A 26,324-nucleotide genomic window follows, 5' to 3' on the forward strand; every position below is an offset into this window, starting at 1 on the left:
AACAAAAAAGCGCGCGGACCCGGTGCGGTCCGCGCGCTCTTTTTTTGTTTTTCACCAGTTGTTGACGGCGTGCTCGGCAAAGGCCGGCAGCCCGTCGATGTGCAGCACCGTGCCGTCTTCCCACACGGCGGTGCCGTAAAAGCGGCCGAACATCTGGTGGCAGCAGTTGTTCACCCACAGCGCTTTGGTGCGGGTGGTCCGGTCATAGGAAGGCTTCAGCGTCAAATCCAGCCGGCCCTCCTCGTCCCGCAGCAGCCACGGGCGCATGTAGTCGGTTTTGTCCAGCAGAAAATGCACCCGCCCCAGCTTGGAAAACCCGCCCGCATAGAACAGGCAGTTCTCGGTGGCCGCGCGGGTATCGCCGAACCCCATGCCCAGGTTGAACCCGAACAGCTTGTCCCCCAGCAGGCCCGTTCCGTTGGACCAGTACCACTCGTTGTGGAAGGGCCACACGCCCCGGCCCCAGTCCAGCAGGCCGAAGGCGTCCTCGCCGAAATAATAGGTCTTGTCCTTGTATTTGGCATACCCGCAGGCGGACATGCAGTTGATCTTCTGGTTGTAATAAAACGCCGTGGGCGACTCCGCAAAGGGAACGTTCACCACAATGGAGTTGGGATTTTTGCGCATCAGCGTCAGTTCCGCCTCAAAGTCCTGGGTGACAAAGGACAGATAGCGGGTGTCGCCCTGGGTTTTGAACCGCAGCAGCATGCCGTTTTTCTCGTAACGGACGTCGCTGTCCTCCTCGGCGCTTTCCGGCAGATGCAGCCGGCCGAAGGGCAGTGCCAGCAGGCGGCTGATGTCCGCGATCCTCTCGCCCTTTTGAAAGTCGAACAGCATCACGCCCACCTGTCCGGCGTAGGACGCGTGCCCGTAGGTGAACTGAATGCATTTTTCGCCGTCGGACGCCTGGTAGAAGTCCCATTCCTTGATGCGGTAAAACGGCGCGCGGATCTCCGCCCGGCGGTAGGTGCGCACCGCCCGGCGGGAATAGCCCGGCGCAATGGCCCCCTTTTGGTCCAGAACCGGACCGGGCGTGGTGATCTCTTGTTGTTCCATAACCCCCTCCTTCTACCGTCCGTTGATTTTTCTTTTATTATAGCACATTGTTTTATACGTTGCAGTGTTCAATCTTCACAAAAGGGGCCCTGCTTTTTCGGCACAGGCTTCGCGCCGCGCCAAAAAAGCCCCCCTGACAGGTGTCAGGGGGGCGAAAACCGTTGGGCTTATTTGCCGTAGTAGGCTTTTTTGTACAGATCCTCGATCTCGCTGACCAGAGGATACACCGGGTTGGCCGTGGTGCACTGGTCTTCGAAGGCCTTGTAGGACAGCTCGTTGACCTTGCTCATGAACTCGGCCTCGGACACGCCGCAGGCCTGCACGGACAGCGGACGGTCGGTGGCTTTCATCAGTTTGACGATGGCTTCGATCAGGCAGTCCACCGCTTTGTCCGTGGGAGTGCTGGCGTCGCACAGGCCCACGCGGCGGGCGATCTTGGCATAGCGCTCGTCGGCCACATACTCTTTGTATTTGGGGAACGCCGCAAACTTGGTGGGCTTGGTGGCGTTGTACTTGATGACGTAGGGCAGCAGGATGGCGTTGGCACGTCCGTGGGGGATGTGATACTCGCCGCCCAGCTTATGTGCCATGGAGTGGTTCAGGCCCAGGAACGCGTTGGTGAAGGCCATGCCCGCGATGCAGGAAGCGTTGTGCATTTTCTCACGGGCCAGCTTGTCGCCTGCGTAGGATTTCTCCAGATAGGTGAACACCATTTCGATGGCGTGCAGAGCCAGGCCGTCGGTGTAGTCGTTGGCCATGACGGAGACATAGGCCTCGATGGCGTGGGTCAGAACGTCCAGACCGGTGTCCGCCACAATGCTCTTGGGCATGGACCAGGTGAACTGCGGGTCGATGATGGCCACGTCCGGGGTCAGGCTGTAGTCCGCCAGAGGATATTTGATGTTGCCGTTCTTCTTGTCGGTGATGACGGAGAAGCTGGTGACCTCGGAACCGGTGCCGGAAGTGGTGGGGATGGCCACCAGTTTGGTCTTTTTGCCCAGTTTCGGGAACTTGAAGGCGCGTTTGCGGATGTCCAGGAAACGCTGGCGCAGGCCGTCAAAGCTGGTCTCCGGATGCTCGTAGAACAGCCACATGCCCTTGGCCGCGTCGATGGCGGAACCGCCGCCGATGGCGATGATCACGTCCGGCTGGAAGGAGCGCATGGCCTCCACGCCGCGCATGATGCACTCAACGGAAGGATCGCTCTCCACGTCGGAGTAGATCTCCGCATGGCAGTACTGCTCGCGTTTGCGCAGATAGTACAGCACCTTGTCCACGTTGCCCAGCTGCACCATGACAGGGTCGGTGACGATGAACGCGCGGGAAATGTCCTCCATTTTCTCCAGGTACTGGATGGAATCTTCCTCAAAATAGATCTTGGGCGGCACCTTGAACCACTGCATGTTGACTCTCCGTTTCGCAATGCGTTTTTTGTTGATCAGGTTGACGGTGGTCACGTTCTGGCTGACGGAGTTCTTGCCGTAGGAGCCGCAGCCCAGCGTCAGGGACGGAGTGTTGGTGTTGTAAATGTCGCCGATGGCGCCCTGAGAGGACGGGCTGTTCACGATGATGCGGCCCACGCGCATGGCAATGCCGTACTCGTCGGCGATCTCCATGTCGCCGGTGTGGATGACCGCGGAGTGGCCCAGGCCGCCCAGCTCCAGCATCTTGTTGGCATAGTCGAAGCCCTGTTCTTTGCTCTTGACCTTGAAGTAGGCCAGCACGGGGCTCAGTTTCTCTTTGGCCAGAGGATGGTTGTCGTCGGGTTTGTCCAGCGGCGCGATCAGGATCTTGGTCTTCTCAGGCACTTTCAGGCCGGCCTGCTCGGCGATCCAGTTGGCAGACTTGCCGACCACCGGGGCAAACACGCCCTTGTGGGGATCGGGGAACATGTATTTGGCCAGCTGCTCGGTCTCTTCCTTGTTCAGGAAGTAGCAGTTGTTGGCCTTCATGTAGCTTTCAAAGTCCTTGGCGATCTCCTGGTCCACGATGACCGCCTGCTCGGAGGCGCAGATCATGCCGTTGTCGAAGGTCTTGGACATCATCAGGTCGGTGCACGCGCGGTGCAGGTCCGCCGTTTTGTTGATGTAGCAGGGCACGTTGCCGGGGCCTACGCCCAGGGCCGGTTTGCCGCAGCTGTACGCCGCCTGCACCATGCCGGGGCCGCCGGTGGCCAGAATGGTGGCCACGCCGGGGTGATTCATCAAAGCGCCGGTGGCCTCGATGGACGGCTTTTCGATCCACTGAATGCAGTTCTTGGGCGCGCCGGCCTTGACCGCCGCCTCGTACACGATGCGGGCCGCCTCAGCCGAGCACTTCTGCGCGGACGGATGGAAGCCGAAGATGATGGGGTTGCGGGTCTTCACCGCGATCAGGCATTTGAACAGCGTGGTGGAGGTGGGGTTGGTGGTGGGGGTCACGCCGCAGATCACGCCCACGGGCTCGGCCACTTCCACATAGCCTTCCATCTCGTTCTCGTCCAGAATGCCCACGGTCTTCTCGTTCTTAATGTCGTGCCAGATGTATTCCGTGGCGAACATGTTCTTGATGACCTTGTCCTCGTACACGCCGCGGCCGGTCTCTTCCACCGCCATGCGGGCCAGCTCCTGGTGTTTGTCCAGGCCGGCCAGAGCCATCTCATGCACAATGTGGTCGATCTTCTCCTGGTCCAGCTCCAAAAACTCTTTCAGAGCGACCTGCGCCTTGGCCACCAGATTGTCGATCATGGTTTCCACTTCGCTTTTCACCGTGGTGACGGGCGCTGCTTTTTTCTCTGCCATATTCCCATTTCCTCCAAAATCTACTCAAACATGTGTTGTTCTTCGGGGGCTTTGCTGATTCTTATTGTACCCCATTGTTAAAAGTTTATCAATGCACAGAGTGCCGAATGTTTTGCAGGAAACGGGTCGTTTTCTTACAGTTTTGACAAATCTTTAACAAACCATGAATTTGAGCCTCTTTGCGCAAACGTGTTTCTATTGTATAATAAGGGCAATGCAAGGAAGGTGGAAGCATGGAACAACAGACGCTTTTTTCCCAGCCTCTGCTGACCCAGCCCCTGGCCAGCCGGATGCGCCCCCGCACGCTGGAAGAATTCTGCGGGCAGGAGCATCTTCTGGGGCCGGACAGGGTGCTGCGGCGGATGATCGACGCCGACGCCGTGCCCTCCATGATTTTCTGGGGGCCGCCGGGCGTGGGAAAAACCACGCTGGCACGCATCATTGCCCGGCGCACCAAAGCCGAGTTCATTGATTTTTCCGCCGTGACCAGCGGCGTGAAGGAGATCAAGGCCGTGATGAAGCAGGCCGAGGACGCCCGCGCCTTCGGGGACAAGACCATCCTGTTTGTGGACGAGATCCACCGCTTCAACAAGGCCCAGCAGGACGCGTTTCTCCCCTTTGTGGAAAAGGGCAGCATCACCCTGATCGGCGCCACCACGGAAAACCCGTCCTTTGAGATCAACTCGGCCCTTTTGTCCCGGTGCAAGGTGTTTGTGCTCAACGCCCTGACCCCCGAAGAGGTGACGGGGCTTCTGCGCCGGGCGCTGACCGATGAGCGGGGCTTCGGCGGCCAGCAGGTGCAGGTGGACGACGACACCCTGGGCATGATCGCCCGGTTTGCCAACGGCGACGGCCGCACGGCGCTGAACACGCTGGAAATGGCGGTGCTCAACGGCCGGCGCGAAGGGGACAAAACCGTGGTGGAACGGTCGCTGGTGGAGCAGTGTGTCTCCAAAAAATCGCTGCTGTACGATAAAAACGGCGAAGAGCATTACAACCTCATCTCCGCGCTGCACAAGTCCATGCGCAATTCGGACCCGGACGCCGCGGTGTACTGGCTGGCCCGCATGCTGGAGGCCGGCGAGGACCCCCTGTACGTGGCCCGCCGGCTGATCCGCTTTGCCAGCGAGGACATCGGCCTGGCGGACACCCGCGCCCTGACCCTGACCGTGGACGCCTACAACGCCTGTCACTTCATCGGCATGCCGGAGTGCAGCCTGGCGCTGACCCAGGCGGTGATCTACCTGTCCCTGGCGCCCCGCTCCAACGCGGTGTACAAAGCTTACGAGCACGCCAAGGCCGACGCCCTGAAAATGCTGGACGAGCCGGTGCCCCTGATCATCCGCAACGCGCCCACCCGCCTGATGAAGGAGCTGTCCTACGGCGAGGGCTACGTCTACGCCCACGACACCGCCGAAAAGGTGGCCGCCTTCGACTGCCTGCCGGAGAACCTGCGGGGCACCCGCTATTACGAGCCCACCGAAGCGGGCAGCGAAGCCCGCGCCAAACAGAAGCTGGAGGCCGTGCGCGCCTGGCGCGAAGCGCACATTTCCAAACAAAACGAACCCAAAAAAGGAGACTGACATACAATGGATTGGACCGATATCAAACTGACTGTTCCCGCCCGTTTTTCCGACACGGCCGAGGCCATCGCCACGGGCATTTCCGGCGGCGGCATCTACATTGAAGACTACCGCGATCTGGAGAGCCAGGTGGAGGCCATCGCCCACGTGGACCTGATCGAGCAGGACCTGCTGGACAAAAAGCGGGACGAGGTGATCGTGCACCTGTACATCGCCCCGGACGAAAACGTGGCCGAGATCGCGGACCTGATGCGGGACCGGCTGGCCCGGGCCGAGGTTCCCTGCACCATGGCGCTGGAAGGCGTGCGCCAGGAGGACTGGGAGAACGGCTGGAAGCAGTATTACCACGCCATGGACATCGGCGCCCGGCTGGCCGTGGTGCCCAGCTGGGAGCAGTACGACACGGACCGGGCCGTCATCACCCTGGACCCGGGCATGGCCTTCGGCACCGGCACCCACGAGACCACGGCCCTGTGCCTGACCGTGCTGGACGAGACCGTGCACGGCGGCGAGCGGGTGCTGGACATCGGCACCGGGTCCGGCATTCTGGCCATCGCCGCTTTGAAGCTGGGCGCGGCCGAGGCTGAGGGCGTGGACATCGACCCCATGTGCGTGCGCACCGCCGGCGAGAACGCCGCCCGCAACGGCGTGACCGAGCACTTCAAGGTGCTCATCGGCGATCTGTCCGACAAGGCCAGCGGCACCTACGACATCATCTGCGCCAACATCGTGGCCAACGCCATCAAGGCGCTGGTGCCCGGGGTGCCCGCCCTGCTGAAAAAGGACGGCGTGTTCATGGCCAGCGGCATCATCGACACCCGCCGGGACGAAGTCATCGAAGCGGTGAAGGCCGCCGGCCTGTGCGTGCGCCAGGTAAAGGAAAAGAACGGCTGGGTCTGCCTTGTGTGCGGACATCCGGCCCGGGAGGAGTAAAACGATGCCCCATCGCTATTTCACAACCGAGATCCACGGCGACCGCGCCTTTTTGTCCGGTGCGGACGCGCGCCATCTGGCCGTGGTCATGCGCGCCCGGCCGGGCCTTGCGGTCACAGTGTGCGACACCGCCGGCACCGACTACGCCTGCCGTGTGTGCAGCGCGGCCCCGGAACAGGTGGAGCTGGAAGTGATTTCCAGCTGCCCCAGTGTATCGGAGCCGTCGGTTCCGGTTACGCTATACGTAGGCTATCCCAAACAGGACAAACTGGAATGGATCATTCAAAAGGCGGTGGAGCTGGGTGCGGTGGAGATCGTGCCTTTCTTCAGCCGGTTCTGCGTGGCCGCGCCCAAAAAAGAGGACGTGAAAAACCAGCGCTACAACCGCATCGCCTTCGAGGCGGCCAAACAGGCGGGCCGCGGCGTGATCCCCCGGGTCGCCATGCCTTTGACCTTTGCCCAGATGATCGGGCAGGCCGCGGCCAAAGACCGGGCACTTTTTTGCTACGAGGCGGGCGGAGAACCTTTACTTAGCCGGTTGGAGGGCGCATCGGGCGCTCTTGCCATCATCACCGGCAGCGAGGGCGGCTTTTCCCCCGAAGAAGCACAGGCGGCCGTGCAGGCGGGATGTGTTCCCGTGACGCTGGGCCCGCGCATTCTCCGCTGTGAAACGGCCCCGCTGGCGGCGCTGGCGGTGGCAATGGCTCTGACCGGCAATTTACAATAGCCGCGGGTCAGAGGGCATCCGAAAACCAAACTCCCTTTCGCCCGCGGCGTGAAAGGGAGTTTTGATTTTGCGCAGAAAACTGTTTGCCGTCACTTTGAGCCTTGCTTTGTGCATGGGGCTTCTGTCGGGATGTATGAGTGATTCTTCCTCTTCGTCCTCTTCCTCCATGCACTCTTCCTCCACCCTGATGGACGACGTGGAAAGCGGCATGTCCCGGGTGGAGTCCGACGTCAAGTCCGGCATGTCGGACATGATGGACGGTTCCTCTTCCACCTCTCACTCCTCCTCGGATGGCAGCGCATCCGGGACCGCGGCGGCCGCCGCGGTTCCCGGCGAGGACTGGGCCGCCCGTCTGGTCAACGCCGCCAACCCGCTGCCGGAGGATTTCTCCGTCAAAACCGTGATGATCGAAGGCTACGAAAACCGCCCCTTTGACGCCCGCGCCGCCGACGCGCTGGAGGCCATGCTGGCGGATGCCGAGGCGGCCGGCTGCAAGCTCTACTTAGTATCCGCCTACCGCAGCGTGGACCGGCAGCGCAGCCTGTTCGCCCGCAAGACCCAGAGCTTTGTAGACGAGGGCTTTCCCCGGGACGAGGCGGAAAAACAGGCGGCCCAGTGGGTGGCGCGCCCGGGCACCAGCGAGCACAACCTGGGGCTGGCGGCGGACATCGTGTCCGCCAACTGGTACGCCGGCCACGACGACCTGACCGCCGATTTTGACCAGACCCCGGAGTTTGAGTGGCTGCAGGCCCACTGCGCCGAATACGGGTTCATCCTGCGCTATCCCCAGGGCAAGGAAACCGTGACCGGGATCACCTACGAGCCCTGGCACTACCGCTACGTGGGCAAGGACGCCGCCGCGCAGATCATGGGCCAGGGCATCACATTGGAAGAATACAACCAGAAGACCCGCTGAACCCGCCCGCCGGACTTCGGCGGGATTTCTTTTTTGCGCCGGCATGTTCAAACGTTGACAAATGTGTTACAATAACTCTTAACAGATCTATGGCAAAGGAGAAGCAATTATGAGCGATTACCGCATTTTGACCGACTCCACCACCGACCTCTCGCCCGAGCTGATCCGCGAGATGGATGTGGACGTCATCCCCCTCTATTTCACCGTAGACGGCCAAACCTACCAAAACGACCCTGCGGGCAAGGACATGTCCTTCTCCGCGTTTTACGACAAGCTGCGTGCCGGGGCTCAGTCCAGCACCACCCAGATCACGCCCGAGCGCTTCCGCGAAATTGTGGAGCCGCTGCTGCAGCAGGGCACCGACGTTTTGTACCTGGCCTTTTCCTCCGGTCTGTCCGGCACCTACAACGCCAGCCGCCTGATGTTTGAAGAGCTGGCCGAGCAGTATCCCCAGCGCAAGGTGGTCACCGTGGACACCCTGGCCGCCTCCATGGGCGAAGGGCTGCTGGTCTATCTGGCTGCGCAGCAGAAAAAGCAGGGCAAATCCCTGGAAGAGGTGGCCCAGTGGGTCACGGACAACCGGCTGAAACTGTCCCACTGGTTCACCGTGGACGATCTGAACCATCTGAAACGGGGCGGCCGCGTGTCCGGCGCCGCCGCGTTCTTCGGCACCATGCTGAACATCAAACCCGTGCTTCACGTGGACGACGAAGGCCACCTGATCCCCATGGAAAAGGTCCGCGGCCGCCGTCAAAGCCTGGACGCCCTGGTGGACCACATGGCCAAAACCGGCATCGACAACGCCCATCAGACCGTGTTCATCAGCCACGGCGACTGCCAGGCGGACGTGGAGTACGTAGCCGACCAGATCCGCAGCCGCTTCGGCACCAAGGACATCCACATCAACTACATCGGGCCGGTCATCGGAACCCATTCCGGCCCCGGCACCGTGGCGCTGTTCTTCCTGGCGGAAAACCGGAACTGACCCCCGCCTTCCCGCAAAACAAAACCGGCATGACCCCTCGGTCATGCCGATTTTTTTATCCGCCGTTTTGGCTCACGGGGCACTCTCCCGCTCAAAGGGAGATCCCCATCAAATATTCCTTGATGCCCAGCAGGCTTCCGTAGGCCATGCTCAGCTGCCGCACGCCCAGCCGCAGGTACACCTCCGCCAGTTCCGGCCGCGCGGCGCTCTCGCAGCACACACAGACGGGGATGCGCGCCTCGGCGGCCGCCTCCACCGTCATGCTGACCATGCGGTGCACCGCCGGGGAAAACTGCGGAAAATACTCCTGCACCGTGGCGCTGCCCCGGTCCGCCGCATGGGCGTACTGGGCAAGGTTCGTGGTGCTGATGTGGAAAAAGGCCGACTTGCGCGCCAGTTCCCGGGCGCTCAGGGCAGCGGCCGGCGTCTCGATCATCACGCCCACCGGCACGTTTTCGGAAAAAGGCACCCGCCGCTTGCGCAGCGACGCCTTGGCCGCGTGCAGAAGCTCCAGCGCGCGCTCCACGTCATCGGCCGTGCTCACCATGGGCAGAACCACCCGCAGGTTGCCCTGCACGCCTGCCCGCAGCAGCGCGGCCATCTGCGTCTGGAACCACTGGGGGTGCGCCAGACTGTACCGGATGCCCCGCAGCCCCAGCGCCGGGTTGGGTTCCAGCGCGCCCTCCGGCCCGTTGCCGCCGTAGGTGCTGATGGTCACCGGCTTTCCCTTGGCCGCGTTCAGACAGGCGGTGTAAAACTGATACTGCGCCTCTTCGCTGTCGTTCTCGCCGGGGCGCACCGTGTACTCGCTCAGCAGCAGGCCCACGCCCTGGGCGTCCGCCTCCACGGCCGCGCGCACATCCTCCACGGTGGAGCAGTTGGCATACAGTTCAAAGGGCGTTCCGTCCCGGGTGACGCAGGCCGCATAGCGCAGCCGCTCCTCGGTCAGCGTGTGCCGGCGCGCCCGCCGGATGCTGTGGGCGAACCGGGCCTTGGTGGCCTCGTCCGGCTCCAGGCACAAATCGCCGGTGCTGCCGTTTATCGCCGCGATCTTGCCGTCGCACACATCCAGAAATTCCTGTCCGGCCAGAACCACCGCCGGAATGCCCATGGTCCGGGCAATGATGGACGCGTGCGCGTTGGCCGACCCCGCCCCCATCACCAGCCCCAGAATCATCCGCCGGTCAATGGATAAAATATCGGTAGGGTACAGTTCCTCCGCCGCCAGAATGCTGGGCGAGTTCAGCGGCGGCATCTGTGCCTGCGGCCCGTCCAACACGTCCACAATGCGGTAGCAGGCGTCCAGTACGTCGCAGGCGCGCTCCCGCAGATAATCGTCGTCCAGCGCCCGGATGCGCCCGGCAAAGATCCCCGCCGCGCGCTCCACCGCGGCGGCCGCGCCCGCACCCGCGTGAATGTACGCCAGCACTTCGTTCTGAAGGCCCTCGTCCGCCATCATCACCTGCTGGGCCTGAAAAATCGCCTTTTCATCCCCGCTCGCCTTTGCAATCAGCTGGTCCAGGTTTTGCTGCGCACGGGTCAGGGCGGACCGGTAGGCCGCTTCTTCCTGGCGCGGGTTGAGCACGGCTCTCCCCATTCCCGACATGGAACGGCGCACGCGGCACACCGGACCGAATGCCAATCCGTCCGAAGCCGGCACTGCCATATATTTTTCCATCGCGGCACCTCGCTTTTCCCTGCGCGGCGTTTTGGGCCGCACCCTGCTAAGTCAATGTATATTCCCGATCGTTTCCCAATAGAAGCGTCCGGCCGTCTGTTTTTTGTTTCAGTATACCATATTCTTCCTTTCCTTTACAGCTGCACAGCCCTTTTTCGTTCAATCACACAAAACTTTCTTTCCTTTTTCACAATCTGGTTTTAAAAACCATATAATATATTTATAAAAACTTATTTATTTTGTTCTCAAAATCGTATATAATAAGATTTAAAGGAGGGGATTTGCATGGTCCGTGAGACAGACCCAACCAAATTTTATACCAAAGGCGAAGAGATCTTCAACGCGGTCAGCCACGGCATGGGCAGCCTTCTGTCCGTGGTGGGCACCAGCGTTCTGGTGACCATTGCCGCATTGTTTTCCACACCGCGCAACGCGGTGATCTGCCTTGTATACGGGCTTTCGCTGGTGGTGCTGTACACCATGAGCACACTGTATCATTCGTTTCCGCAGCGGGGCGTCAAACGCTTTTTCCGCATTCTGGACCATTCCACCATTTATCTTCTGATCGCCGGCAGCTATACGCCCTTCACGCTGATCCTGCTGGGCGGCAGTACGCGGGGGCCGCTGGTGTGCGGGATCATCTGGGCGGCGGCGCTGCTGGGCGTGGTGCTGAACGCCATTGACCTGCAGCGTTTTGAAAAAATCTCCATGGTTCTGTACGTGGCCATGGGCTGGGCGGCCGTGTGGGTGCTGGGGGACATTCTTGACGCCCTGGCCCCGGCGGGGTTCTGGCTGCTTCTGGGCGGCGGGCTGTGCTATACCGGCGGCATCGTGTTTTACGCCTGGCACAAAGTGCGTTACATGCACGGCATCTGGCATTTGTTCGTGCTGGCGGGCAGCGTGCTGCATTATCTGTGCATTCTATTGTATGTGCTGCCGCCGGTGTGTGAATTTTAAAAGCGATCCCCGCGGCGTCGGCATTGACGGCACCGCGGGGATTTGGTATAATAACAAAGCTGCCTGTTTCAAAGAAAGGCAGCTGAAAAAAGAAGATGCAGCGGTATCGAAGTGGTCATAACGGGGCTGACTCGAAAGACTCTCGCCCTTTGGTCAATTTGTCCGCAAGGAATGGCTTAACAACGGGCTTTTCCTCGGGTGCACATCTGAATTTTCCCTTGTTATCTTGCATCGAAATCTTGCATTTTTCCAAATGTCTTGCAGGACGGTGCTTGAAAATTAAATATGCAGCGGTATCGAAGCGGTCATAACGGGGCTGACTCGAAATCATGTTATTTGCCCCAAAAATTGAATAATCATTAAATGGAGACGTATCGAAGCGGTCATAACGAGCTCGACTCGAAATCGAGTTGTCCGAAAGGGCACGTGGGTTCGAATCCCACCGTCTCCGCCAACAACAAACCCGCGTAAATCAAGGGTTTACGCGGGTTTTCTTATGCCTTTTAGCGGGTGATTTTGCCCTGCTGAAAGCAGGCAAATCCGGGTGAATGGTGCCCGTGGTGCCCTGATTTGTGGTGCCCTGCGGCAAACTTCTTATACATCTTATTCATAAAAAATGTATGCCGTAGTGCCCGAATGGTGCCCGGAACTTCTAAAAGCATATAAAAAGCAGCGTGGAGCTATAAAGAGATACGTCCTTTACAGCTCTATTTCGCTGCTTTTCTTTTTGGCTTTTTTCGGCTCGCTGCCTTTATCCGGCGTGGGCTTCTGCGGGTGCAGGGCTTTGTGGTAGGTTTCAAGGACAGCTTTTTTTCGTTCCAGCCGGACATTGACGTATTGTGCCGTTACCGCTTCAAGATTAGTTGAGATACCAAGCGACATGCCAATACCTTTTAGTGTATGCCCCAATATCTCGCCTACGGTATAAAAGTCGCCCGTAAGCTGGTGCATATTTGTAGCTGCCGTATGCCGTAAATCATGGAAACGAATGTGCGGCATTTCGAGGTGCCGGATAAGCTGACCGAAGTTTGCCGACATTCTATCCCTGCGCTGCGGTGAGCCGTCCGGCTTTGCGATAAAGAGTTTGTTGTCATAGTACACGCCGCCGCTTGCTTCTATCAATGCTTTCTGCCGCTCGATTAAATCAAACTGCCGCAGGAAATACGGTAGCGTTTCCTCGGTGATTGGCAAAATTCGGTCGTTGGATTTTGTCGGTGCCATTTCTGTAATGGTTTTTGTGCCAGGTGGTACCTTGAAAGGCATTTGCTCAACAACTCCAAACTGCATTTTTTCGAGGTCGATATTGAATGTCCGCAAGCCGATAATCTCGCTCATACGCAATCCGTACATTCCGGCAAGGACAACGGGCATTTCCCACTCCGTACCGATCACGTTGCTCATAAATTGCTGCATTTGCTCAACGGTGTACGGGTCGGGTGTTTTCCCCTGCTTGCCAAACTTTGTGATTACATCACGGGCAGGATTATGTTCGATATAATGATATTTTCGTGCGTGTTCCATTGATACGCTCAAAATGCGCTGTGCGTAGCGGACGGTACTGTTAGACAGTCCTTTATCAAAAAGCTGCTGGAACATATTATCAAGCATAGCTGGCGTCAGTTGGTTTAGCTGAACATGACCGACATAAGGCACAATGTGATTTTTGATATGGCTTTTATAGCTGGCAAACGTACTCGGACGCAAATTTGCCTTGCCGTGATTTTCTACCCATTCCTCTAAATACTCTTTGACAGTCTGCTTACCCTGCGAAGCAATAACAGGCGTATAAACAGGATTAGAAAGTTTTACTTTCATTTCTGCTTCATGCTGCGCTGCTTCCTTTTTGGTAGCAAAACCTTTTTTGGAATAGGTTTTCTTCCCCTCCGGGGAATTGTACTTGATATTCACATCGTAAACGGTACCTGGCTTTCCCGTCAGAACGCCGTTGCTATCGCGCTTATTCTGTACTTGTCTTGATGATATAGCCATACTTTAACCCCCTTGTGTTGTCGGGGGCTTTGCCGATCTCTTTGCCCTGTGGTACCAATCCCAAATTGCAGCGTCGGCAATCAAGCGGCGGTTCCCGTTTTGGATATATTCAAGCTCGCCACTATCCATAAGCTCGCGCAGTTTATTTTCCCCGATACCGCTAATCTTGCTCATTTGCTCAACGGTCTTTAACATAGGGAATACAGGGATAGCGGGGCTTGCTGTTTCCTTTTTTGCCATAGGAAAATACCCCCTTTCATAAATGGCTAAAAAGTCAAGTTACAAAAAGTGGGCTTTAACCGGGCGGCTGTTAGCACAACCTCGCGGGAATTGCACCCCTGCTCATTTAAGGCAGCTTTACCCATTGCCTGCGACGCTCTGAACGCTCGGACTGTGGCTGTAAAGGCTTATCTCCCCTCAATGCGTGTTGTCGCCCGCAAGCTGCTAACTTGCTTCCCGTCGCGGTGTTTCTCGCTCGGCTTTTCCCGATAGAGGAATAGCGTCATGGCGCACCCTCCGTATGGCTCGGCGCAAAAAGGACGTACCCGGTTTGCCCTATACTGCGTCGCCGTTATCTTGCGTCGCTTTCTTTGTCAAGGAACATACGGGGCTGCTGCGGATTGATACGAAACGGAAAAGGGGTTAAGACGTTTCGGTATCGGTGCAGTTATTCAACCCTAAATGTGAGGATTGCCCTCATTAGTCTTGCTTGCAGCCGTTGGCGAATATCCTCGTCAACGCCAAAATAGACGTTTCCGCGCTCGTCGCAGAGCTTCCGCATGGAAAGGCTCGCTATGTAACCACTAAAATGCTGCAAGACAATTTTCATAGCGTCCGGGTCGCCCTTTGTCGCTGCCACAATGACAGGATAGGGAACAAGGGCAACGTCCGGGAAGTCAGATTGTTTACCATTCGTCCCATTCATCAGCGTGTTCCTCCAAATATTTCTTCAAGATTTCAAAAGAGCTTGTCCGTCTGTACTGTATCGTGCTGCGCGACGTATTGAATAACTTTCCAATCTCCACGTCGGTCATGCCCTCGAAATAGTACAGCATGATAGCTTTCCTTTTTTCTTCCGGCAAAGTGCGGATTGCTTCAAGCAGCAGCTTCGGCGTGATTTTCTTTCCTGCCTGCTGATAGCTCGGCTCGGCTTCTTCGTCTTGAAAATACTTATCAAGCGTATAAAGCTGTCGTTCCTCATGCAAGGCAAGGTCGGAAAACGACACTTCCTTTGCTCTGCGACGCCGGATTTCCTCGTGGGCGTTGCAGGCTTCGTTGTGCAGCACCCGTTTACAGAAACTTTGAAAGATACATTGCTTCTGAAATTCCACGCGATTAGGTTCCATGTTCTCACCTCCTTTCGTGTTGAAAGGTGGCGGTACCTCCCCTTTTCGCGGGATAATACAGGCGATTTTTTCAAACGCCGAATGAAAGCGAAACTTTTTTGAAAAAACCTCCCGAAAATGCAAAATGCGCCTGTCTGCAAGATGCAGACAAGCGCAAAGGAATTGTAAGCGGTATTTAGATGATTTGACAGTTCATATATGAGGGTAGAAGTGTTCCCGGCGGCGGTCGGGCTTTTTTTGATAAGCTAAAAGATATGGCGATATAGAAAAAGGACATGGCGATACCTCCTTGATACCGCCGTATCCTCAAAAAAGGGCGACTTTAATACACCCCCCGTTATCTTATTTTTCAAAAAGAAAACGGCGGTTTTGAGTAAATATTTCAAAACCGCCGTTTTATCTGCCTACATTCGGCAGTTTTGTTGTTTTACATAGCATTAAATCGCTATTTGAATTATTGATAATAAGGCGTAAATTTGATATTAAATTTATTTTTCGGAAACGATTTTTTGTAACAGTTTTTGCACGTTTTCTGTTTTCAGCACTTTCCCCGTAGATACTACTTTGTTGTTGACAACAAGAGCAGGTACACTCATAACGCCATATTCCATAACCTTTTTCAAGTCCGTAATATATTCTACTTCTACGGAAATCCCCATTGCTTTAACGGCGGATTGTGTGTTCTCATAAAGAGCATGACAACACCCTGAACCTAATACCTTGATACAGCAGATTTCTCCCTCTTTCAAATCAGGACAGCAATCGTTTGTAATGCTTTCTGCTTCGCTGGCAGCACAACCGCAGCTACAAGCGCAAGCAGGTGTTTTCTTTTCTTCTTCCTTTTTCTTTCCAAAGTTAAATAATGCCATAATAATAACCTCCTAAAATTAAACAATTAAATATTGTATTGCGTTGAAAAGATAGCCTACAATAATAATACCAGCAGCACATATTCCAATGAAAATACCAAGCAGTTTCGGTTTGACCGCCTTGCGAAGCATAATCATTGAAGGGAGCGAAAGCGTAGTAACGCCCATCATAAAGGAAAGGACAACGCCGAGCAAAGCACCTTTTGCAAGCAGGGCTTCTGCAATCGGAATTGTACCGAAAATATCCGCATACATCGGAATACCGACTATCGTAGCAAGAATTACGCCAAACGGATTATTTTCGCCAAGTGCTTTGACAATAAATTCTTCAGGAATCCAGTTGTGAATGAAAGCACCAATGCCCACGCCGATCAGAACATAAGGAGCAACCTTTTTAGCGGTTTCAACAACCTGTTCCCACGCAAATTTCATACGGTCTTTGAAATGCAGTTCCTCCTGCGGAACATCAATCGAGTGACCGTTTCGGATATATTCTTCCACTTGATTATCGAGGTGCAACTTTTCAATTAGCGTTCCGCCAGCCACAGCGATTACCAAACCGAATATTACATATAAAACAGCAACTTTCCAGCCGAAAATACTCATCAGTAAGACAAGGCTTCCGAGGTCAACCATCGGCGAAGAAATCAAAAAGGAGAATGTAACGCCAAGCGGCAAACCTGCGCTTGTAAACCCGATAAACAACGGAATGGAAGAACACGAGCAAAACGGTGTTACCGTACCAAGGAGCGCAGAAATTATATTTGCGCCGATACCATGAAACCTTCCAAGAATTTTCTTTGCCCGTTCCGGCGGGAAATAGCTTTGAATATATGAAATAATTAAAATCAGAACCCCTAACAACACCATGATTTTGATTGTGTCGTAAACAAAAAATTGAATACCACCACCGATTTTGCTCGTTGCGTCTAATCCGCAAGCGTTAATTAAATTACCTATTAGACGATTAAGCCATGCCATACCTACAACTTCATTTTGAAAGAAGTTCCAACCTGTTTTTAGCATATCCATAAATAGCCTCCTTGAAATAGAAATATTGAAATTTGTCTATATGTTGATGTTTTGATAAGTCGTGCGGAAAAGTAAGTAAACTTACCTATCACAACACGACTTATTTTCAAATGCTGCACTTGTAATCATAAGCGCTTGTAGACAATCTATTGCATACTGCACGCCATTCTCTGAAATAGAGTAGTGCATCCATTTCCCCTCTTTGCGTCCTATCACTATACCAGAATCACAAAGTATTTTCATGTGGTGGGAAAGCGTTGGTTGCGTAATGTGCATATCATCTAATAGTACACAAGCACACTTCTCTCCTGTAAGCAATAGTTTCAAAATTTTAACACGGTTTTCATCACAAAATGCTTTGAAAATCGTTGGTATTTTTTTTTCATCAAGTTCCATAATCTCACCTCCTTTTTTTTCATCAAGTTCCATAATCTCACCTCCTGTTGATGTGCTTCTATAAACTATTATATACACAAATTGAAATTTGTCAATATGTTTTTATCCGGCAATAATATGAATTATTTTGGCTAATAGTAGGTACTGTGTAAGCATATCCAAGCAAAGAAAGGAACAGTAAAATGTAGTTGGGTGAATTATTATGGCAAAAAGACCAGTACCTTTGTATGACTTTGCAGCTTTCGGGCAAGCCATAAAAGCAGCGCGGACAGGCAGAAATGAAAGCCGCAAGAAAGTAAGCGACGAAATGAACATTTCCCCTCGCTACCTTGCGAATATTGAAAACAAAGGGCAACAGCCAAGCCTGCAAATTTTTTATGAGCTTGTAACCCGTTATGACATATCCGTAGACCAATTCTTTTTCCCGGATAAGACAGCGGAAAAATCGACGCAAAGGCGGCAGCTCGACACGCTGCTTGACAGCATGAGCGATAAGGGCATACGGATTGTTACCGCAACAGCGAAAGAAATTGCAGAAGTCGAAAACGAAAACTGAATAGGCTTAGGAAGCGTTGTAATCTTTTTGAGATTGCAGCGTTTTTCTTTTGCGTAAGTTTGGCAAAACGGGGCTTTCCGTTGTAGTAGGGAATAAGGAAAAACTTTCATAGCAAGCATAGGAAGCGGGTACCCACTTCCGTATTTTCGCCCTCCTGCGCTGCGGCGCGTCGGTTGAAAATGGCTTGTTGGGAAGTGTCCCAAACCCTCGGAATGGAAAGGAGCGAAAGCATGGACGGACGAAAAAGAACGGTACAAATCAAGTTTAGAGTAACAGAGGAAGAACGAGCGTTGATTGAGCAGAAAATGAAGCTCGTCCCCACCCGGAACATGGAAAGCTATCTGCGGAAAATGGCAATCGACGGGTACATTATCCAAGTAGACCACACCGACATAAAAGCTATGACAGCGGAGATACAGAAAATCGGTGTCAACGTCAACCAGATTGCAAAGCGCGTGAACAGTACGGGCAGCGTTTATCAAGAGGACATAGAGGAAATTAAGGGGGTGCTTAATGAGATATGGCGGTTACAAAGATTAAGTCTATTAAAAGCACGTTGAACAAAGCCCTTGACTATATCCAAAATCCCGATAAGACGGACGGAAAAATGCTTGTGTCCTCCTTTGGGTGCAGTTATGAAACGGCAGACATTGAGTTTGAATATACCTTGTCGCAAGCTCTCCAAAAGGGGAACAATTTAGCCTTTCATCTGATACAGTCCTTTGAGCCGGGGGAAGTGGATTACGAAAAAGCCCATGAGATCGGGCGGCAACTTGCCGACGCGGTAACAAAGGGGCAGCATGAATACGTCCTTACGACGCACATTGACAAGGGGCATATCCATAACCACATCATTTTTTGCGCGGTCAACTTTGTAGATCACCACAAGTACGTTTCCAATAAGCGCACCTATTATGGCATACGCAACATCAGCGACAGGCTGTGCCGAGAAAACGGCTTGTCGGTGGTCGTGCCGGAGAAAGGCAGCAAGGGAAAAAATTATGCTGCGTACCACAAGGAGAAATCCGCAAAGGCAAAATTGAAGATTGCCGTTGATACCCTAATCCCGCAAGTAAACAGCTTCGAGGAATTGCTATCCCGTCTGCAAGGGTTGGGCTATGAGATAAAGCGCGGAAAATATGTGTCCTGCCTTGTGCCGGGGCAGGAACGGTTTACCCGCTTAAAGACTATCGGCGCAGATTACACCGAGGACGCAATCAAGGAACGGATAAAGGGCAAGCGTACCCGCGCTGCAAAAGTCCCGCAAGCAGATCGGGGTGTGTCGCTGCTCATTGACATTGAAAACAGTATCAAAGCGGCGCAGAGCCGGGGCTATGAACAATGGGCGAAAATCCATAATCTGAAACAGGCAGCAAAGACGTATAACTTCCTCACAACACACGGGATTGAACAGTACGGGGATTTGACCGCCAAGATCGCAGAAGTCCAGACGGCAAGCGGACAGGCAGCAAAAGTATTAAAGGACGTGGAAACAAGGCTTTCCGATATGGCGGTGCTTATCAAGAACATTACCACCTATCAAAAGACAAAGCCCTCCTACGACGCTTACCGCAAAGCAAAGGATAAGGGCAGCTACCGGGCAGCCCATGAGCGCGATATAATCCTGCATGAAGCGGCAGTAAAGGCAATCAAGGGGGCGGGCATTTCCAAACTTCCCGATATTGCCGCGCTGCAAACAGAGTACGCCAAGCTGCAAGAGCGTAAAGAAGCCCTATACGCCGACTATGGCAAGCTGAAAAAACAGGTTAAGGAATACGACGTTATCAAGCGGAATGTTGACAGCATTTTGCGGCAGCCAAAAGAGCCGGAACAGGAGAAAGGAAAGGAACGGGAATAAAATGAAAATCGTTGATATTACGGCGTGTATCAGAGTAACAAAAGAAAATGATATGTACGGCATGGAAAGCTATATTGATATTGGGAGCAAAGTAAAAATCACATTTACGGACGGGAAAACCCTTGTAGGATATGTGCAGCGTATTGACTATGGACGCTACATCAGAGAAACTGACTTGCTTGTCTTAAAGACAGAGGACAATACTTTTATCGGCGCAATGCCATATTACATAGCGGATATAGAAGTTTTATAAAACAGAAAAAGCCGGGACGCGGCAGCCGATTGTGTGGCCACCGCGCCCCGGTTTTCTATGGGTGCAGGAAAAGGCGTTACGCAGTAGAACGCCATTTTTGAGGGAAAAGGTATAAAGCCCTTACCCTATGGGAAAGCGGCTGTCAGAGCCGCGCTATACAAGGCTTTTTGCACCCCTATCGCGTAACAGGGAGCGCATTTTTCGCATACGCTCGGCGGCTTGTCTGCGGGTGATCCGCTTGCGGCACTCCGGGCAGTATTTGACGCTGTTTGAGCTGGACGCAAAGGACGCGCCGCACTCGATACAACGTCTTTTGTCCTCGGTGTTCATCAGCTCTGCATACAGGAGCTTGTCGGCGGGAAGTACGGCAACGCGAAACCATTTGCAAAGCAGCGAATAGGAAATGAGCTGCGGACAAACGCACTCGTCCCCGTCGTCCAGCAACAGGCAGTTGCCGCCCACGCAGTTGCAGCACTCCCGTTTAATAAGTGCATTGACTTTCCGGCTTTGCGGCGGCGTCAGCCGCTTTACCGCGCTCATGCTTCATCGGCGGCATAGACGGCAAGCCCCGCGTATTCTTCATCGGTCAAAGCGTCCACTTTGGAAATGGTGCGCTCTGCAAGCTCCCGCATATCCGCGTCCATATCGGGCAGCGCGGCGGTCATGTTCTCCATAAGCTGCGCCTTGCCGCCCTCGTGGTAAATGCTCATAAGGTTTGTTTCTTCAACGGTAAACTGTACCATACTCATACCTCCAATTCGTGATTTTTCGCCTTTACGGTCTTTTTCTGCGCCGCCCGTTCCTTTTCGGCTCGAAGCTGCGCCCGGATAGAGGGCTTTTCCTGCTTTGCGCCGCCGCGCTCTTTCTCCGCTTTGATTGCGGCAGCATAGTCCGCAAGGGAGATCGGCTCACCCGCCTTTGCTTTTTGCTCCAGCTCTCCGGCGGTGGGCGTCTGCGGCGTATTATTGATAAGCCCGTCAAAAGCGTTGTCGTTCTGCTCTACGGTGTCCTCGATGTGCTTTAAGGGATTGACCTTTTCTGGCTGCTCGGCGGGAATAGCAAAAGCCCGCGTCCCATTCCCCATAATCAGATACTTGCCGTCCTCGGATTGATGATGAAGCCCGTACCCGGCGGCTTCCATTTGTTCGCGGCTCATGGTGGTTACATAGAAAGTCCCCCTCGGCGTTTTCACGGTTTCGCCCGTTTCCAACTCGTCGGGGGTAAGCTGCCGCCCCTGCTCCTTGAAAAACTCCGGCACTTCCCGATAGCCGATACTGTCTACATAATGAGCGGCGTCCCTGCCGTCCCGATGAAGCACCACAATATCGGAAACGGAAAGGCTATGCCCCTTGAAGTCGGCGGGGTGGTCGATATTAAAACGGGTGTAAATATCTTCAAGGGAAGTGTCCGGCGCAAGGGGCGCGGTATAGATCAGCTCATAATTTGCCCGGTCAATGGTAAGTCCAGCCGCTTGCAGACGGTCATAAGGCTCAAAGCGCAAGTCCCTTGTTTCGTCCCCGCGCTTTAACTGATAAATGGAAAAGGTATCGCCCTGCTCCTGCTCGGCTTGCCGCTGCTGCTGCAACTCGGTAAAATGCCCCTCAATCTCGGTAATGAGTTCCTTTGCGGTGGTCTGTATTGTTTCAAGGGACGCTTTTAACTCGGTCATTTCCTTGCCGCTGCTCCAACCAGCCACATAGCCGAAAGAGTAATCGGAAGTATCAAGGCCGAAATGCTGGCAAACCGTATAAGCGACGCTTTCCGCTTCTACCTCGCAGGTATGGCGGTCAACGCGGTTTTGCTGCTCCGGCGGGGCGTTTAAGTCTACGTCGTGCAGCTTCGCATGGGCGATTTCGTGAATGGCGGTCTTTACCGCCTGTAATTCACTCACGCCCTCTTTGATTGCAATACGCTTGTCGGTCAAACTGAAATACCCATTTGCGCCGTTTGTGATCTGCTCAAATGCAATCGGGACGGGGGACGCTTTTTCAAGGGCGGCGAAAAAATCCTCGTACTGCTCCACATCGGCAAGCAGCGGTTTAACGGAAAGGTCGGGAAACTCCTTGCCCTCGGTCTGCGAAATATCAAAGACGGTTATAACCTTAAAGGCGGGGACGGTGATTTCCTTTTCTTCCTTTACCACTTTTCCCTCGCGGTCAAGCATGGGCTTTCTCGTTTCGGGGTCGATTTTATCAACCAGCTTTTTCACCTTGTAGGGCGCGGGGGCAAAGATTTTAATGCCTTTCTCGCCTTTCTTTACATGGCGGTCAAACTCCTTTTCCCATTGACGGAAGCCCATTACCAAATTGCCGCCCTGCATAGCAATTAGGATAGTGTTATTCAAACTATAATCATGGAACTTTGACATAGCGGTTAGAAACTCTTTGTAGCGGTCGCTGTCAAAAATCGCCTGTACGCCCTGTTCCAGACGGTCGGTAATCTCCTTAACCTTGTCGGCAGGTTTTTCAGCAGTAAGAACAATCGGGACAACGGGGCGGGGTTGTTGCGGCTCGGCGGCGGGCGGCATGGTAGCCGCCGCGTCAAAGTCTGTCCGTTCTGCTTCGCCGCGCTCTGGCTGCGGGTAGCTCATAATGCGGTATTCTTTGGGTATGGCGCTTTCGCGCCCGTTGTACCACTCGGAAAAGGTGTTTTTGTTGTTATAGATATAGCCCTGTTCGGTAAATCTGCCCCCGTCGTTGATAGCGGCGTCCCGCCCGTATTCCTCATACATGAAATACCGCTTTGCTTCTTCCGGCAGCTCCAATTCGTCCAGCTCGTCGATCAGATAGTAGCCGTAATCTTCTTCGTTTTGGACGGTGGGATAAATCCAATAGCAGTCAAGGTTTTGTGCAAGGTTGATAAGGTCTTTGAGATTTCCGGCATACTCGCCCAGCGTAACCGCCGCCGCAAACTTCGCTTTATCCTCGTCGCGCTGCATTTCAATCAGCTTTCCAAGATAATTCAGCTCGTCTATGCTGCCGCTTTGGATAACGGAAAGCGGCACGTCAAAGGGGCATTGTTCGGTATTTGCAAAGCCGCCTACAAATAAATCCTGTGGGTTTTCTGCGGTAACGCCAATATTCCTCATAGCGTTGTGAAGCTGCTCCGTCGTGGCGGGCATAGGCAGCCACGCGCCGTCCGTCTGTCCGGCTTCAAGGCGGCTATGGTTTCCAAGTAAGATAGAAAATTGTTCGCTCATTCGGTCGCTCCTTTCGTTTCAGATTTTCAAGAGGGTTTGGGACACTTCCCAACAAGTAAAATCCCCGTAATCGTCGTCAGACGAAAACGGGGATTTTTACGGAAAGGGTACCCCTTTCCTATGCTTGCTGCGTAACTTCTCTATCCCTCTGGATTGCAATTCGGTAGTTGACGTACTTCCCGCCCGTATCGGCTAACAGGATAGTGCCGTCGTAGGTTTTCCCCGTTTTCGGGGAGTACAGCTTTTTGACTTTCGCTTTCCCGTCTTTCAAGAGGGCGGCGGCAATCTTCGGGGAAAAGGTTACTTTCCGTTCCTCAAAAAATCGGTCATTCTTCCACATGGTAAAGGCGCAATCCCTGTTCGCGCAGTAGTAGTTTTTCCTGCCCTCGTAGATGTTCGCGCCGCAACGGGGGCATTTGCCGATCACCGGCTTTTCCTCTTTGAAACGCTCCTTTTCCTTGTCGGAAAGAAAAGGATAGGTGCTTACCAGCTCCCGCGTCATGGTTTCAATGCCCGTCATAAAGCTGTCCGGGTCGGCGTTGCCCTTTGCAATCTGCGTCAGATTGTTTTCCCAATCGGCGGTAAGCTGCGGGGAAGTAAGTACCTCTGGCAGGACGCAGACAAGCTCGATCCCGCTTTTGGTCGGAATGAGCTGCTTCCCTTTGCGCTCCACAAAGCCGCCCTTTACCAGCTTTTCAATGATAGCGGCGCGGGTGGCGGGCGTCCCAAGCCCCCGGCGTTCCGCGTCCGGGTCGGTTTCCTCATTCCCGGCGCGTTCCATAGCAGAGAGCAGCGACGCTTCGTTATGGGGCTTCGGCGGCGTCGTGAAATGCTCCGTAACCGCCGCTTGCGGGTTGTCAAAGGTCTGCCCCTCGGCAAAGGGCGGCACGTCCAGCGAAAGGGCGTTTTCCTCGTCGTCCTCGGTATCGGCTTTCTTTTTCAGCGTTGCCATAAAGCGGCGTTCCAAGCCTTTCCACCCCTCGGCAAGCATCGTCTTTCCCTTTGCGGTAAACTCCTGTCCCGCGCAGGAAAAAAACGCCGTAACCGCTTCAAAGATATGCGGCTCGGCGCAAGCCATTAAAAGGCGCGCCCCTGCAAGGGTAAGGATATTGCGCTCGCTTTCCGGCAGCGCGGCAAGGTCTGTTTTGGTAAGCTCCATAGTGGGAATGATTGCGTGGTGGTCGGACACCTTTTTGCTGTCCAGCAGACGGGAGATTTCCGGCGTGAAGTCTGCGCCCTGCATAAAGGGCAGCTTTCCGGCAAGCAGGGCGGCGATCTGCGCCGCCGTACCGCCCATGTCGTCGGTAAGATAGCTGCTGTCCGTTCTCGGATAAGTAAGCAGCTTCTTTTCGTACAGGGCTTGCGCCAAATCAAGGGTCTGTTTTGCGGTATAGCCGTAAATGCGGTTTGCTTCCCGCTGCAAGCTGGTAAGGTCAAAGAGTTTCGGCGGGGCAACGGTTTTCTTCTCGCGGGTAACGGAAGTACAAACCGCCTGTGCCGCTTCGCAAGCGGCTTTCAAATTCCCGGCTTCGTCTGCGGCGTGGATCTTCGCGCTTGCGGCTTCCACGCCGGAGAGGGACAGGCGCACATGGTAGTATTTTTCTTTCTTAAAGGTGGTAATGGCAGCGTCCCGGTCTACAAGCATTTTGAGCGTCGGGGTCTGGACGCGCCCTACGTTCAGCGTCTTTCCATACAGGCAGGAAAACAGGCGGGTCATATTGATACCGATAATCCAATCAGCTTTTGCCCTGCAAAGGGCAGAGGAATAAAGGGGGTCGTACTCTTTCCCGCCTTTGAGGGACGCAAAGCCCGCCTTGATTGCGCTTTCTTCCATAGAGGAAATCCAAAGACGGCGCATGGGCTTTTTACAGCCCGCCACATCATAGACAAAGCGGAAAATGAGTTCGCCCTCGCGCCCTGCGTCGCAAGCATTGACGACTTCGGAAACGTCGGCGCGGTGCATGAGGTCTTTTAGGATTTTGAATTGCTTTCCCTTGTCGGCGGCAACGGTGTATTGCCACTTCTGCGGCAGAATGGGTAAGCTGTCATAGCTCCATTTTTTGTACTGCTCGCCATAGGCGGCAGCTTCCGCAAGCTGTACCAAATGCCCCACGCACCAGGAAACAAGGTAGCCGTTTCCTGCGATATACCCTTCCTTTTTCTCCTTTGCGCCCAGCGCGGCGGCTATCGTCGCCGCCACGCTCGGCTTTTCAGCTACGATAAGTATTTCACTCATACGGTTTCGTCCTCCTGTTCGTCGGGCAGCTCGCCGTCCACTTCCTCGTCCTCGTCGTAATCGTCAAAATCGTATTCATCGAGATTGTCATTTCCCTTTGCCGCGTCCTTTTTCGGCTTTAAGACTTTGAAATAATAGAACGCTGCGCCGCCACCTCCGGCAAGGATAAGGACGATCAGCAGAATACCGCCGATGTTACCCTGCGTTTCTTCTTCCGGCTGTTCGGGTTCCTCCGGCTCGGCTTCCTTGCCCGTACAGTCGCCCAGATTGACAGAGCAGACGGGGCAAGCGGTATTGACGGCTCCGGCTTCGCATTTATCCGTACAGTTGCAGACGGCGGGCGTTTCTTCCGTCTGCCCGTCCTCGTCCTCCATAAGAGCCATAAGGTCGGCTTCGTCTACTTGATTGAGGAAATGGACGGTGTTTTCGCCCTCGTCGTCCCGGTCGATGATGATATAGAAATAGTTGCCGCTTTTGGTGGTAACGGTAATGAGCTGCTTGTTGCCGCCGTAGTCGTCCACAAGAGTAGCGTTCCCGTCCGGGGTAAGGGGCGGCGTGTCCTCGGTTTCTTCCACAACAACGCCCGTATCGTTGGTGGCGTCGTTCTCCGGCGTCTGTGCAAAGGCGGTAACAGAAAAGCCGCCCATGAGCATAAGGGCGGCACAAAACGCGGTCAAAGTCCTTTTGATTTTATTCTTCATTCGCTGCGTCCTCCTGTTCTTCGGCGTAACCGTCTGCGGGGAGAGCCGCCATACCGGGGATTGCGTCGCCGGACAGCATGGCGGTAAGCTCCTGCGGGGTAAGGCGCATAGCCCGCACAAGCTGAACGATTTGCAGGTTTTCCGCTTCGGTTTTCTGCGCGGTAAGCTCTTTGAGCTTGTTCTGATACTCGGTGATCTTCTCGCGGGTCCTTTGGATTTCCCGGTCAAGACGTTCAATTTTGTTCATAGCCATAGATAAAATTCTCCTTTCTTC

Annotated in this window: 25 protein-coding genes, 1 tRNA gene and 1 pseudogene; 11 read left to right on the forward strand and 16 right to left on the reverse strand. The window is 54.5% G+C overall.

What is annotated here, in order from left to right:
• Positions 1-51: 51 nt before the first annotated feature.
• Both ACKTS9_RS09070 and adhE read right to left on the reverse strand, forming a co-directional pair.
• On the reverse strand, positions 52-1,056 hold the full coding sequence (locus tag ACKTS9_RS09070) for a DUF2804 domain-containing protein (RefSeq protein ID WP_407880316.1): 1,005 nt from the start codon (positions 1,054-1,056) through the stop codon (positions 52-54).
• A gap of 167 nt (positions 1,057-1,223) precedes the next feature.
• Complete coding sequence (gene adhE, locus ACKTS9_RS09075; protein ID WP_349215379.1) at positions 1,224-3,836, reverse strand: bifunctional acetaldehyde-CoA/alcohol dehydrogenase; 2,613 nt, start codon at positions 3,834-3,836, stop codon at positions 1,224-1,226.
• Positions 3,837-4,069: 233 nt separating this feature from the next.
• On the opposite strand from adhE, the gene ACKTS9_RS09080 reads away from it, so the two are divergent.
• The 5 genes from ACKTS9_RS09080 to ACKTS9_RS09100 all read left to right on the forward strand — a co-directional run bounded on the left by ACKTS9_RS09080 (position 4,070) and on the right by ACKTS9_RS09100 (position 8,980).
• Positions 4,070-5,419 (forward strand): replication-associated recombination protein A, encoded by a 1,350-nt coding sequence (locus ACKTS9_RS09080; RefSeq protein WP_349215380.1) that lies wholly within the window; start codon positions 4,070-4,072, stop codon positions 5,417-5,419.
• Positions 5,420-5,425: 6 nt separating this feature from the next.
• The gene (gene prmA / locus ACKTS9_RS09085) at positions 5,426-6,352 is read left to right on the forward strand and encodes a 50S ribosomal protein L11 methyltransferase (RefSeq protein WP_407880319.1); all 927 of its coding nucleotides are present in this window, start codon (positions 5,426-5,428) and stop codon (positions 6,350-6,352) included.
• A 4-nt stretch (positions 6,353-6,356) separates the two neighbouring features.
• Positions 6,357-7,079, forward strand: coding sequence for an RsmE family RNA methyltransferase (locus tag ACKTS9_RS09090; protein ID WP_349215382.1), 723 nt, complete (start codon positions 6,357-6,359; stop codon positions 7,077-7,079).
• A 67-nt stretch (positions 7,080-7,146) separates the two neighbouring features.
• Entirely contained in the window at positions 7,147-7,995 is an 849-nt protein-coding gene (locus ACKTS9_RS09095) for a D-alanyl-D-alanine carboxypeptidase family protein (protein ID WP_349215383.1), read from the forward strand.
• 109 nt (positions 7,996-8,104) lie between these two features.
• Complete coding sequence (locus ACKTS9_RS09100) at positions 8,105-8,980, forward strand: DegV family protein (RefSeq protein ID WP_407880322.1); 876 nt, start codon at positions 8,105-8,107, stop codon at positions 8,978-8,980.
• A gap of 91 nt (positions 8,981-9,071) precedes the next feature.
• Here the strand turns inward: ACKTS9_RS09100 and ACKTS9_RS09105 are convergent, their stop codons facing one another.
• The gene (locus ACKTS9_RS09105; protein ID WP_407880324.1) at positions 9,072-10,658 is read right to left on the reverse strand and encodes a phosphoenolpyruvate--protein phosphotransferase; all 1,587 of its coding nucleotides are present in this window, start codon (positions 10,656-10,658) and stop codon (positions 9,072-9,074) included.
• Between the two features lie 285 nt (positions 10,659-10,943).
• Here ACKTS9_RS09105 and trhA point away from each other — a divergent pair, with 285 nt between their 5' ends.
• Both trhA and ACKTS9_RS09115 read left to right on the forward strand, forming a co-directional pair.
• On the forward strand, positions 10,944-11,615 hold the full coding sequence (gene trhA / locus ACKTS9_RS09110) for a PAQR family membrane homeostasis protein TrhA (protein WP_349215386.1): 672 nt from the start codon (positions 10,944-10,946) through the stop codon (positions 11,613-11,615).
• 365 nt (positions 11,616-11,980) lie between these two features.
• A tRNA-Ser gene (locus ACKTS9_RS09115) sits at positions 11,981-12,069 on the forward strand.
• A 245-nt stretch (positions 12,070-12,314) separates the two neighbouring features.
• Here the strand turns inward: ACKTS9_RS09115 and ACKTS9_RS09120 are convergent.
• From ACKTS9_RS09120 to ACKTS9_RS09150, 7 genes are all read right to left on the reverse strand, one after another.
• Complete coding sequence (locus tag ACKTS9_RS09120) at positions 12,315-13,604, reverse strand: tyrosine-type recombinase/integrase (protein WP_177645528.1); 1,290 nt, start codon at positions 13,602-13,604, stop codon at positions 12,315-12,317.
• Between the two features lie 3 nt (positions 13,605-13,607).
• Positions 13,608-13,844 carry a DNA-binding protein gene (locus tag ACKTS9_RS09125; RefSeq protein ID WP_407880327.1) on the reverse strand — a complete coding sequence of 79 codons (237 nt, stop codon included), beginning with the start codon at positions 13,842-13,844 and terminating at the stop codon, positions 13,608-13,610.
• Positions 13,845-14,271: 427 nt separating this feature from the next.
• Positions 14,272-14,529, reverse strand: a complete 258-nt coding sequence (locus tag ACKTS9_RS09130) for a helix-turn-helix domain-containing protein (protein ID WP_033120016.1) — start codon at positions 14,527-14,529, stop codon at positions 14,272-14,274.
• Entirely contained in the window at positions 14,510-14,950 is a 441-nt protein-coding gene (locus ACKTS9_RS09135; protein WP_033120017.1) for an RNA polymerase sigma factor, read from the reverse strand. Before ACKTS9_RS09135 ends, ACKTS9_RS09130 begins: the two co-directional genes overlap by 20 nt.
• 488 nt (positions 14,951-15,438) lie before the next feature.
• Positions 15,439-15,819 carry a thioredoxin family protein gene (locus tag ACKTS9_RS09140; protein WP_407880328.1) on the reverse strand — a complete coding sequence of 127 codons (381 nt, stop codon included), beginning with the start codon at positions 15,817-15,819 and terminating at the stop codon, positions 15,439-15,441.
• A gap of 18 nt (positions 15,820-15,837) precedes the next feature.
• Positions 15,838-16,851, reverse strand: a complete 1,014-nt coding sequence (locus ACKTS9_RS09145) for a permease (protein WP_076776061.1) — start codon at positions 16,849-16,851, stop codon at positions 15,838-15,840.
• An 81-nt stretch (positions 16,852-16,932) separates the two neighbouring features.
• Complete coding sequence (locus ACKTS9_RS09150) at positions 16,933-17,247, reverse strand: ArsR/SmtB family transcription factor (protein WP_070470194.1); 315 nt, start codon at positions 17,245-17,247, stop codon at positions 16,933-16,935.
• Between the two features lie 202 nt (positions 17,248-17,449).
• Between ACKTS9_RS09150 and ACKTS9_RS09155 the strand changes: the two genes are divergently transcribed.
• The 4 genes from ACKTS9_RS09155 (at position 17,450) to ACKTS9_RS09170 (ending at position 19,914) form a co-directional block, all read left to right on the forward strand.
• The gene (locus ACKTS9_RS09155) at positions 17,450-17,803 is read left to right on the forward strand and encodes a helix-turn-helix transcriptional regulator (RefSeq protein ID WP_070470197.1); all 354 of its coding nucleotides are present in this window, start codon (positions 17,450-17,452) and stop codon (positions 17,801-17,803) included.
• Positions 17,804-18,033: 230 nt separating this feature from the next.
• Positions 18,034-18,363, forward strand: coding sequence for a plasmid mobilization protein (locus tag ACKTS9_RS09160; RefSeq protein ID WP_407880331.1), 330 nt, complete (start codon positions 18,034-18,036; stop codon positions 18,361-18,363).
• A complete protein-coding gene (locus ACKTS9_RS09165; RefSeq protein ID WP_407880333.1) occupies positions 18,324-19,661 on the forward strand; it encodes a relaxase/mobilization nuclease domain-containing protein in 1,338 nt (445 codons plus the stop codon). Before ACKTS9_RS09160 ends, ACKTS9_RS09165 begins: the two co-directional genes overlap by 40 nt.
• Before the next feature lies 1 nt (position 19,662).
• Positions 19,663-19,914 carry a hypothetical protein gene (locus ACKTS9_RS09170; protein ID WP_177645541.1) on the forward strand — a complete coding sequence of 84 codons (252 nt, stop codon included), beginning with the start codon at positions 19,663-19,665 and terminating at the stop codon, positions 19,912-19,914.
• Between the two features lie 153 nt (positions 19,915-20,067).
• Here the strand turns inward: ACKTS9_RS09170 and ACKTS9_RS09175 are convergent, their stop codons facing one another.
• The 6 genes and pseudogenes from ACKTS9_RS09175 to ACKTS9_RS09200 all read right to left on the reverse strand — a co-directional run bounded on the left by ACKTS9_RS09175 (position 20,068) and on the right by ACKTS9_RS09200 (position 26,303).
• The gene (locus ACKTS9_RS09175; RefSeq protein ID WP_407880335.1) at positions 20,068-20,454 is read right to left on the reverse strand and encodes a cysteine-rich VLP domain-containing protein; all 387 of its coding nucleotides are present in this window, start codon (positions 20,452-20,454) and stop codon (positions 20,068-20,070) included.
• The gene (locus ACKTS9_RS09180) at positions 20,451-20,657 is read right to left on the reverse strand and encodes a transposon-transfer assisting family protein (protein ID WP_407880337.1); all 207 of its coding nucleotides are present in this window, start codon (positions 20,655-20,657) and stop codon (positions 20,451-20,453) included. Before ACKTS9_RS09180 ends, ACKTS9_RS09175 begins: the two co-directional genes overlap by 4 nt.
• Positions 20,658-20,659: 2 nt before the next feature.
• A pseudogene (locus ACKTS9_RS09185) lies at positions 20,660-23,119 on the reverse strand (YodL domain-containing protein); the annotation flags it as partial.
• A 112-nt stretch (positions 23,120-23,231) separates the two neighbouring features.
• Complete coding sequence (locus ACKTS9_RS09190; RefSeq protein ID WP_407880339.1) at positions 23,232-25,349, reverse strand: DNA topoisomerase 3; 2,118 nt, start codon at positions 25,347-25,349, stop codon at positions 23,232-23,234.
• Positions 25,346-26,050: a DUF4366 domain-containing protein gene (locus ACKTS9_RS09195; protein WP_407880341.1), complete on the reverse strand. Its 705-nt coding sequence runs from the start codon at positions 26,048-26,050 to the stop codon at positions 25,346-25,348. The genes ACKTS9_RS09190 and ACKTS9_RS09195 overlap by 4 nt, the downstream gene beginning before the upstream one ends.
• Positions 26,040-26,303, reverse strand: a complete 264-nt coding sequence (locus tag ACKTS9_RS09200; protein WP_407880343.1) for a DUF4315 family protein — start codon at positions 26,301-26,303, stop codon at positions 26,040-26,042. Before ACKTS9_RS09200 ends, ACKTS9_RS09195 begins: the two co-directional genes overlap by 11 nt.
• Positions 26,304-26,324: the final 21 nt, after the last annotated feature.

Origin of the sequence: Owariibacterium komagatae (assembly GCF_045865535.1) — a bacterium.
GTDB classification, from domain to species: domain Bacteria; phylum Bacillota; class Clostridia; order Oscillospirales; family Ruminococcaceae; genus Ruthenibacterium; species Ruthenibacterium komagatae.

What these genes read in the sequence shown, in the direction of transcription:
- adhE (WP_349215379.1), bottom strand. Translation starts at nt 3,836, where the DNA reads ATGGCAGAGAAAAAAGCAGCGCCCGTCACCACGGTGAAAAGCGAAGTG.
- ACKTS9_RS09165 (WP_407880333.1), top strand. Translation starts at nt 18,324, where the DNA reads ATGGCGGTTACAAAGATTAAGTCTATTAAAAGCACGTTGAACAAAGCC.
- trhA (WP_349215386.1), top strand. Translation starts at nt 10,944, where the DNA reads ATGGTCCGTGAGACAGACCCAACCAAATTTTATACCAAAGGCGAAGAG.
- prmA (WP_407880319.1), top strand. Translation starts at nt 5,426, where the DNA reads ATGGATTGGACCGATATCAAACTGACTGTTCCCGCCCGTTTTTCCGAC.
- ACKTS9_RS09090 (WP_349215382.1), top strand. Translation starts at nt 6,357, where the DNA reads ATGCCCCATCGCTATTTCACAACCGAGATCCACGGCGACCGCGCCTTT.
- ACKTS9_RS09195 (WP_407880341.1), bottom strand. Translation starts at nt 26,050, where the DNA reads ATGAAGAATAAAATCAAAAGGACTTTGACCGCGTTTTGTGCCGCCCTT.
- ACKTS9_RS09070 (WP_407880316.1), bottom strand. Translation starts at nt 1,056, where the DNA reads ATGGAACAACAAGAGATCACCACGCCCGGTCCGGTTCTGGACCAAAAG.
- ACKTS9_RS09175 (WP_407880335.1), bottom strand. Translation starts at nt 20,454, where the DNA reads ATGAGCGCGGTAAAGCGGCTGACGCCGCCGCAAAGCCGGAAAGTCAAT.
- ACKTS9_RS09145 (WP_076776061.1), bottom strand. Translation starts at nt 16,851, where the DNA reads ATGGATATGCTAAAAACAGGTTGGAACTTCTTTCAAAATGAAGTTGTA.
- ACKTS9_RS09135 (WP_033120017.1), bottom strand. Translation starts at nt 14,950, where the DNA reads ATGGAACCTAATCGCGTGGAATTTCAGAAGCAATGTATCTTTCAAAGT.
- ACKTS9_RS09140 (WP_407880328.1), bottom strand. Translation starts at nt 15,819, where the DNA reads ATGGCATTATTTAACTTTGGAAAGAAAAAGGAAGAAGAAAAGAAAACA.
- ACKTS9_RS09190 (WP_407880339.1), bottom strand. Translation starts at nt 25,349, where the DNA reads ATGAGTGAAATACTTATCGTAGCTGAAAAGCCGAGCGTGGCGGCGACG.
- ACKTS9_RS09180 (WP_407880337.1), bottom strand. Translation starts at nt 20,657, where the DNA reads ATGGTACAGTTTACCGTTGAAGAAACAAACCTTATGAGCATTTACCAC.
- ACKTS9_RS09170 (WP_177645541.1), top strand. Translation starts at nt 19,663, where the DNA reads ATGAAAATCGTTGATATTACGGCGTGTATCAGAGTAACAAAAGAAAAT.
- ACKTS9_RS09120 (WP_177645528.1), bottom strand. Translation starts at nt 13,604, where the DNA reads ATGGCTATATCATCAAGACAAGTACAGAATAAGCGCGATAGCAACGGC.
- ACKTS9_RS09100 (WP_407880322.1), top strand. Translation starts at nt 8,105, where the DNA reads ATGAGCGATTACCGCATTTTGACCGACTCCACCACCGACCTCTCGCCC.
- ACKTS9_RS09080 (WP_349215380.1), top strand. Translation starts at nt 4,070, where the DNA reads ATGGAACAACAGACGCTTTTTTCCCAGCCTCTGCTGACCCAGCCCCTG.
- ACKTS9_RS09105 (WP_407880324.1), bottom strand. Translation starts at nt 10,658, where the DNA reads ATGGAAAAATATATGGCAGTGCCGGCTTCGGACGGATTGGCATTCGGT.
- ACKTS9_RS09125 (WP_407880327.1), bottom strand. Translation starts at nt 13,844, where the DNA reads ATGGCAAAAAAGGAAACAGCAAGCCCCGCTATCCCTGTATTCCCTATG.
- ACKTS9_RS09200 (WP_407880343.1), bottom strand. Translation starts at nt 26,303, where the DNA reads ATGGCTATGAACAAAATTGAACGTCTTGACCGGGAAATCCAAAGGACC.
- ACKTS9_RS09160 (WP_407880331.1), top strand. Translation starts at nt 18,034, where the DNA reads ATGGACGGACGAAAAAGAACGGTACAAATCAAGTTTAGAGTAACAGAG.
- ACKTS9_RS09130 (WP_033120016.1), bottom strand. Translation starts at nt 14,529, where the DNA reads ATGAATGGGACGAATGGTAAACAATCTGACTTCCCGGACGTTGCCCTT.
- ACKTS9_RS09155 (WP_070470197.1), top strand. Translation starts at nt 17,450, where the DNA reads ATGGCAAAAAGACCAGTACCTTTGTATGACTTTGCAGCTTTCGGGCAA.
- ACKTS9_RS09150 (WP_070470194.1), bottom strand. Translation starts at nt 17,247, where the DNA reads ATGGAACTTGATGAAAAAAAAATACCAACGATTTTCAAAGCATTTTGT.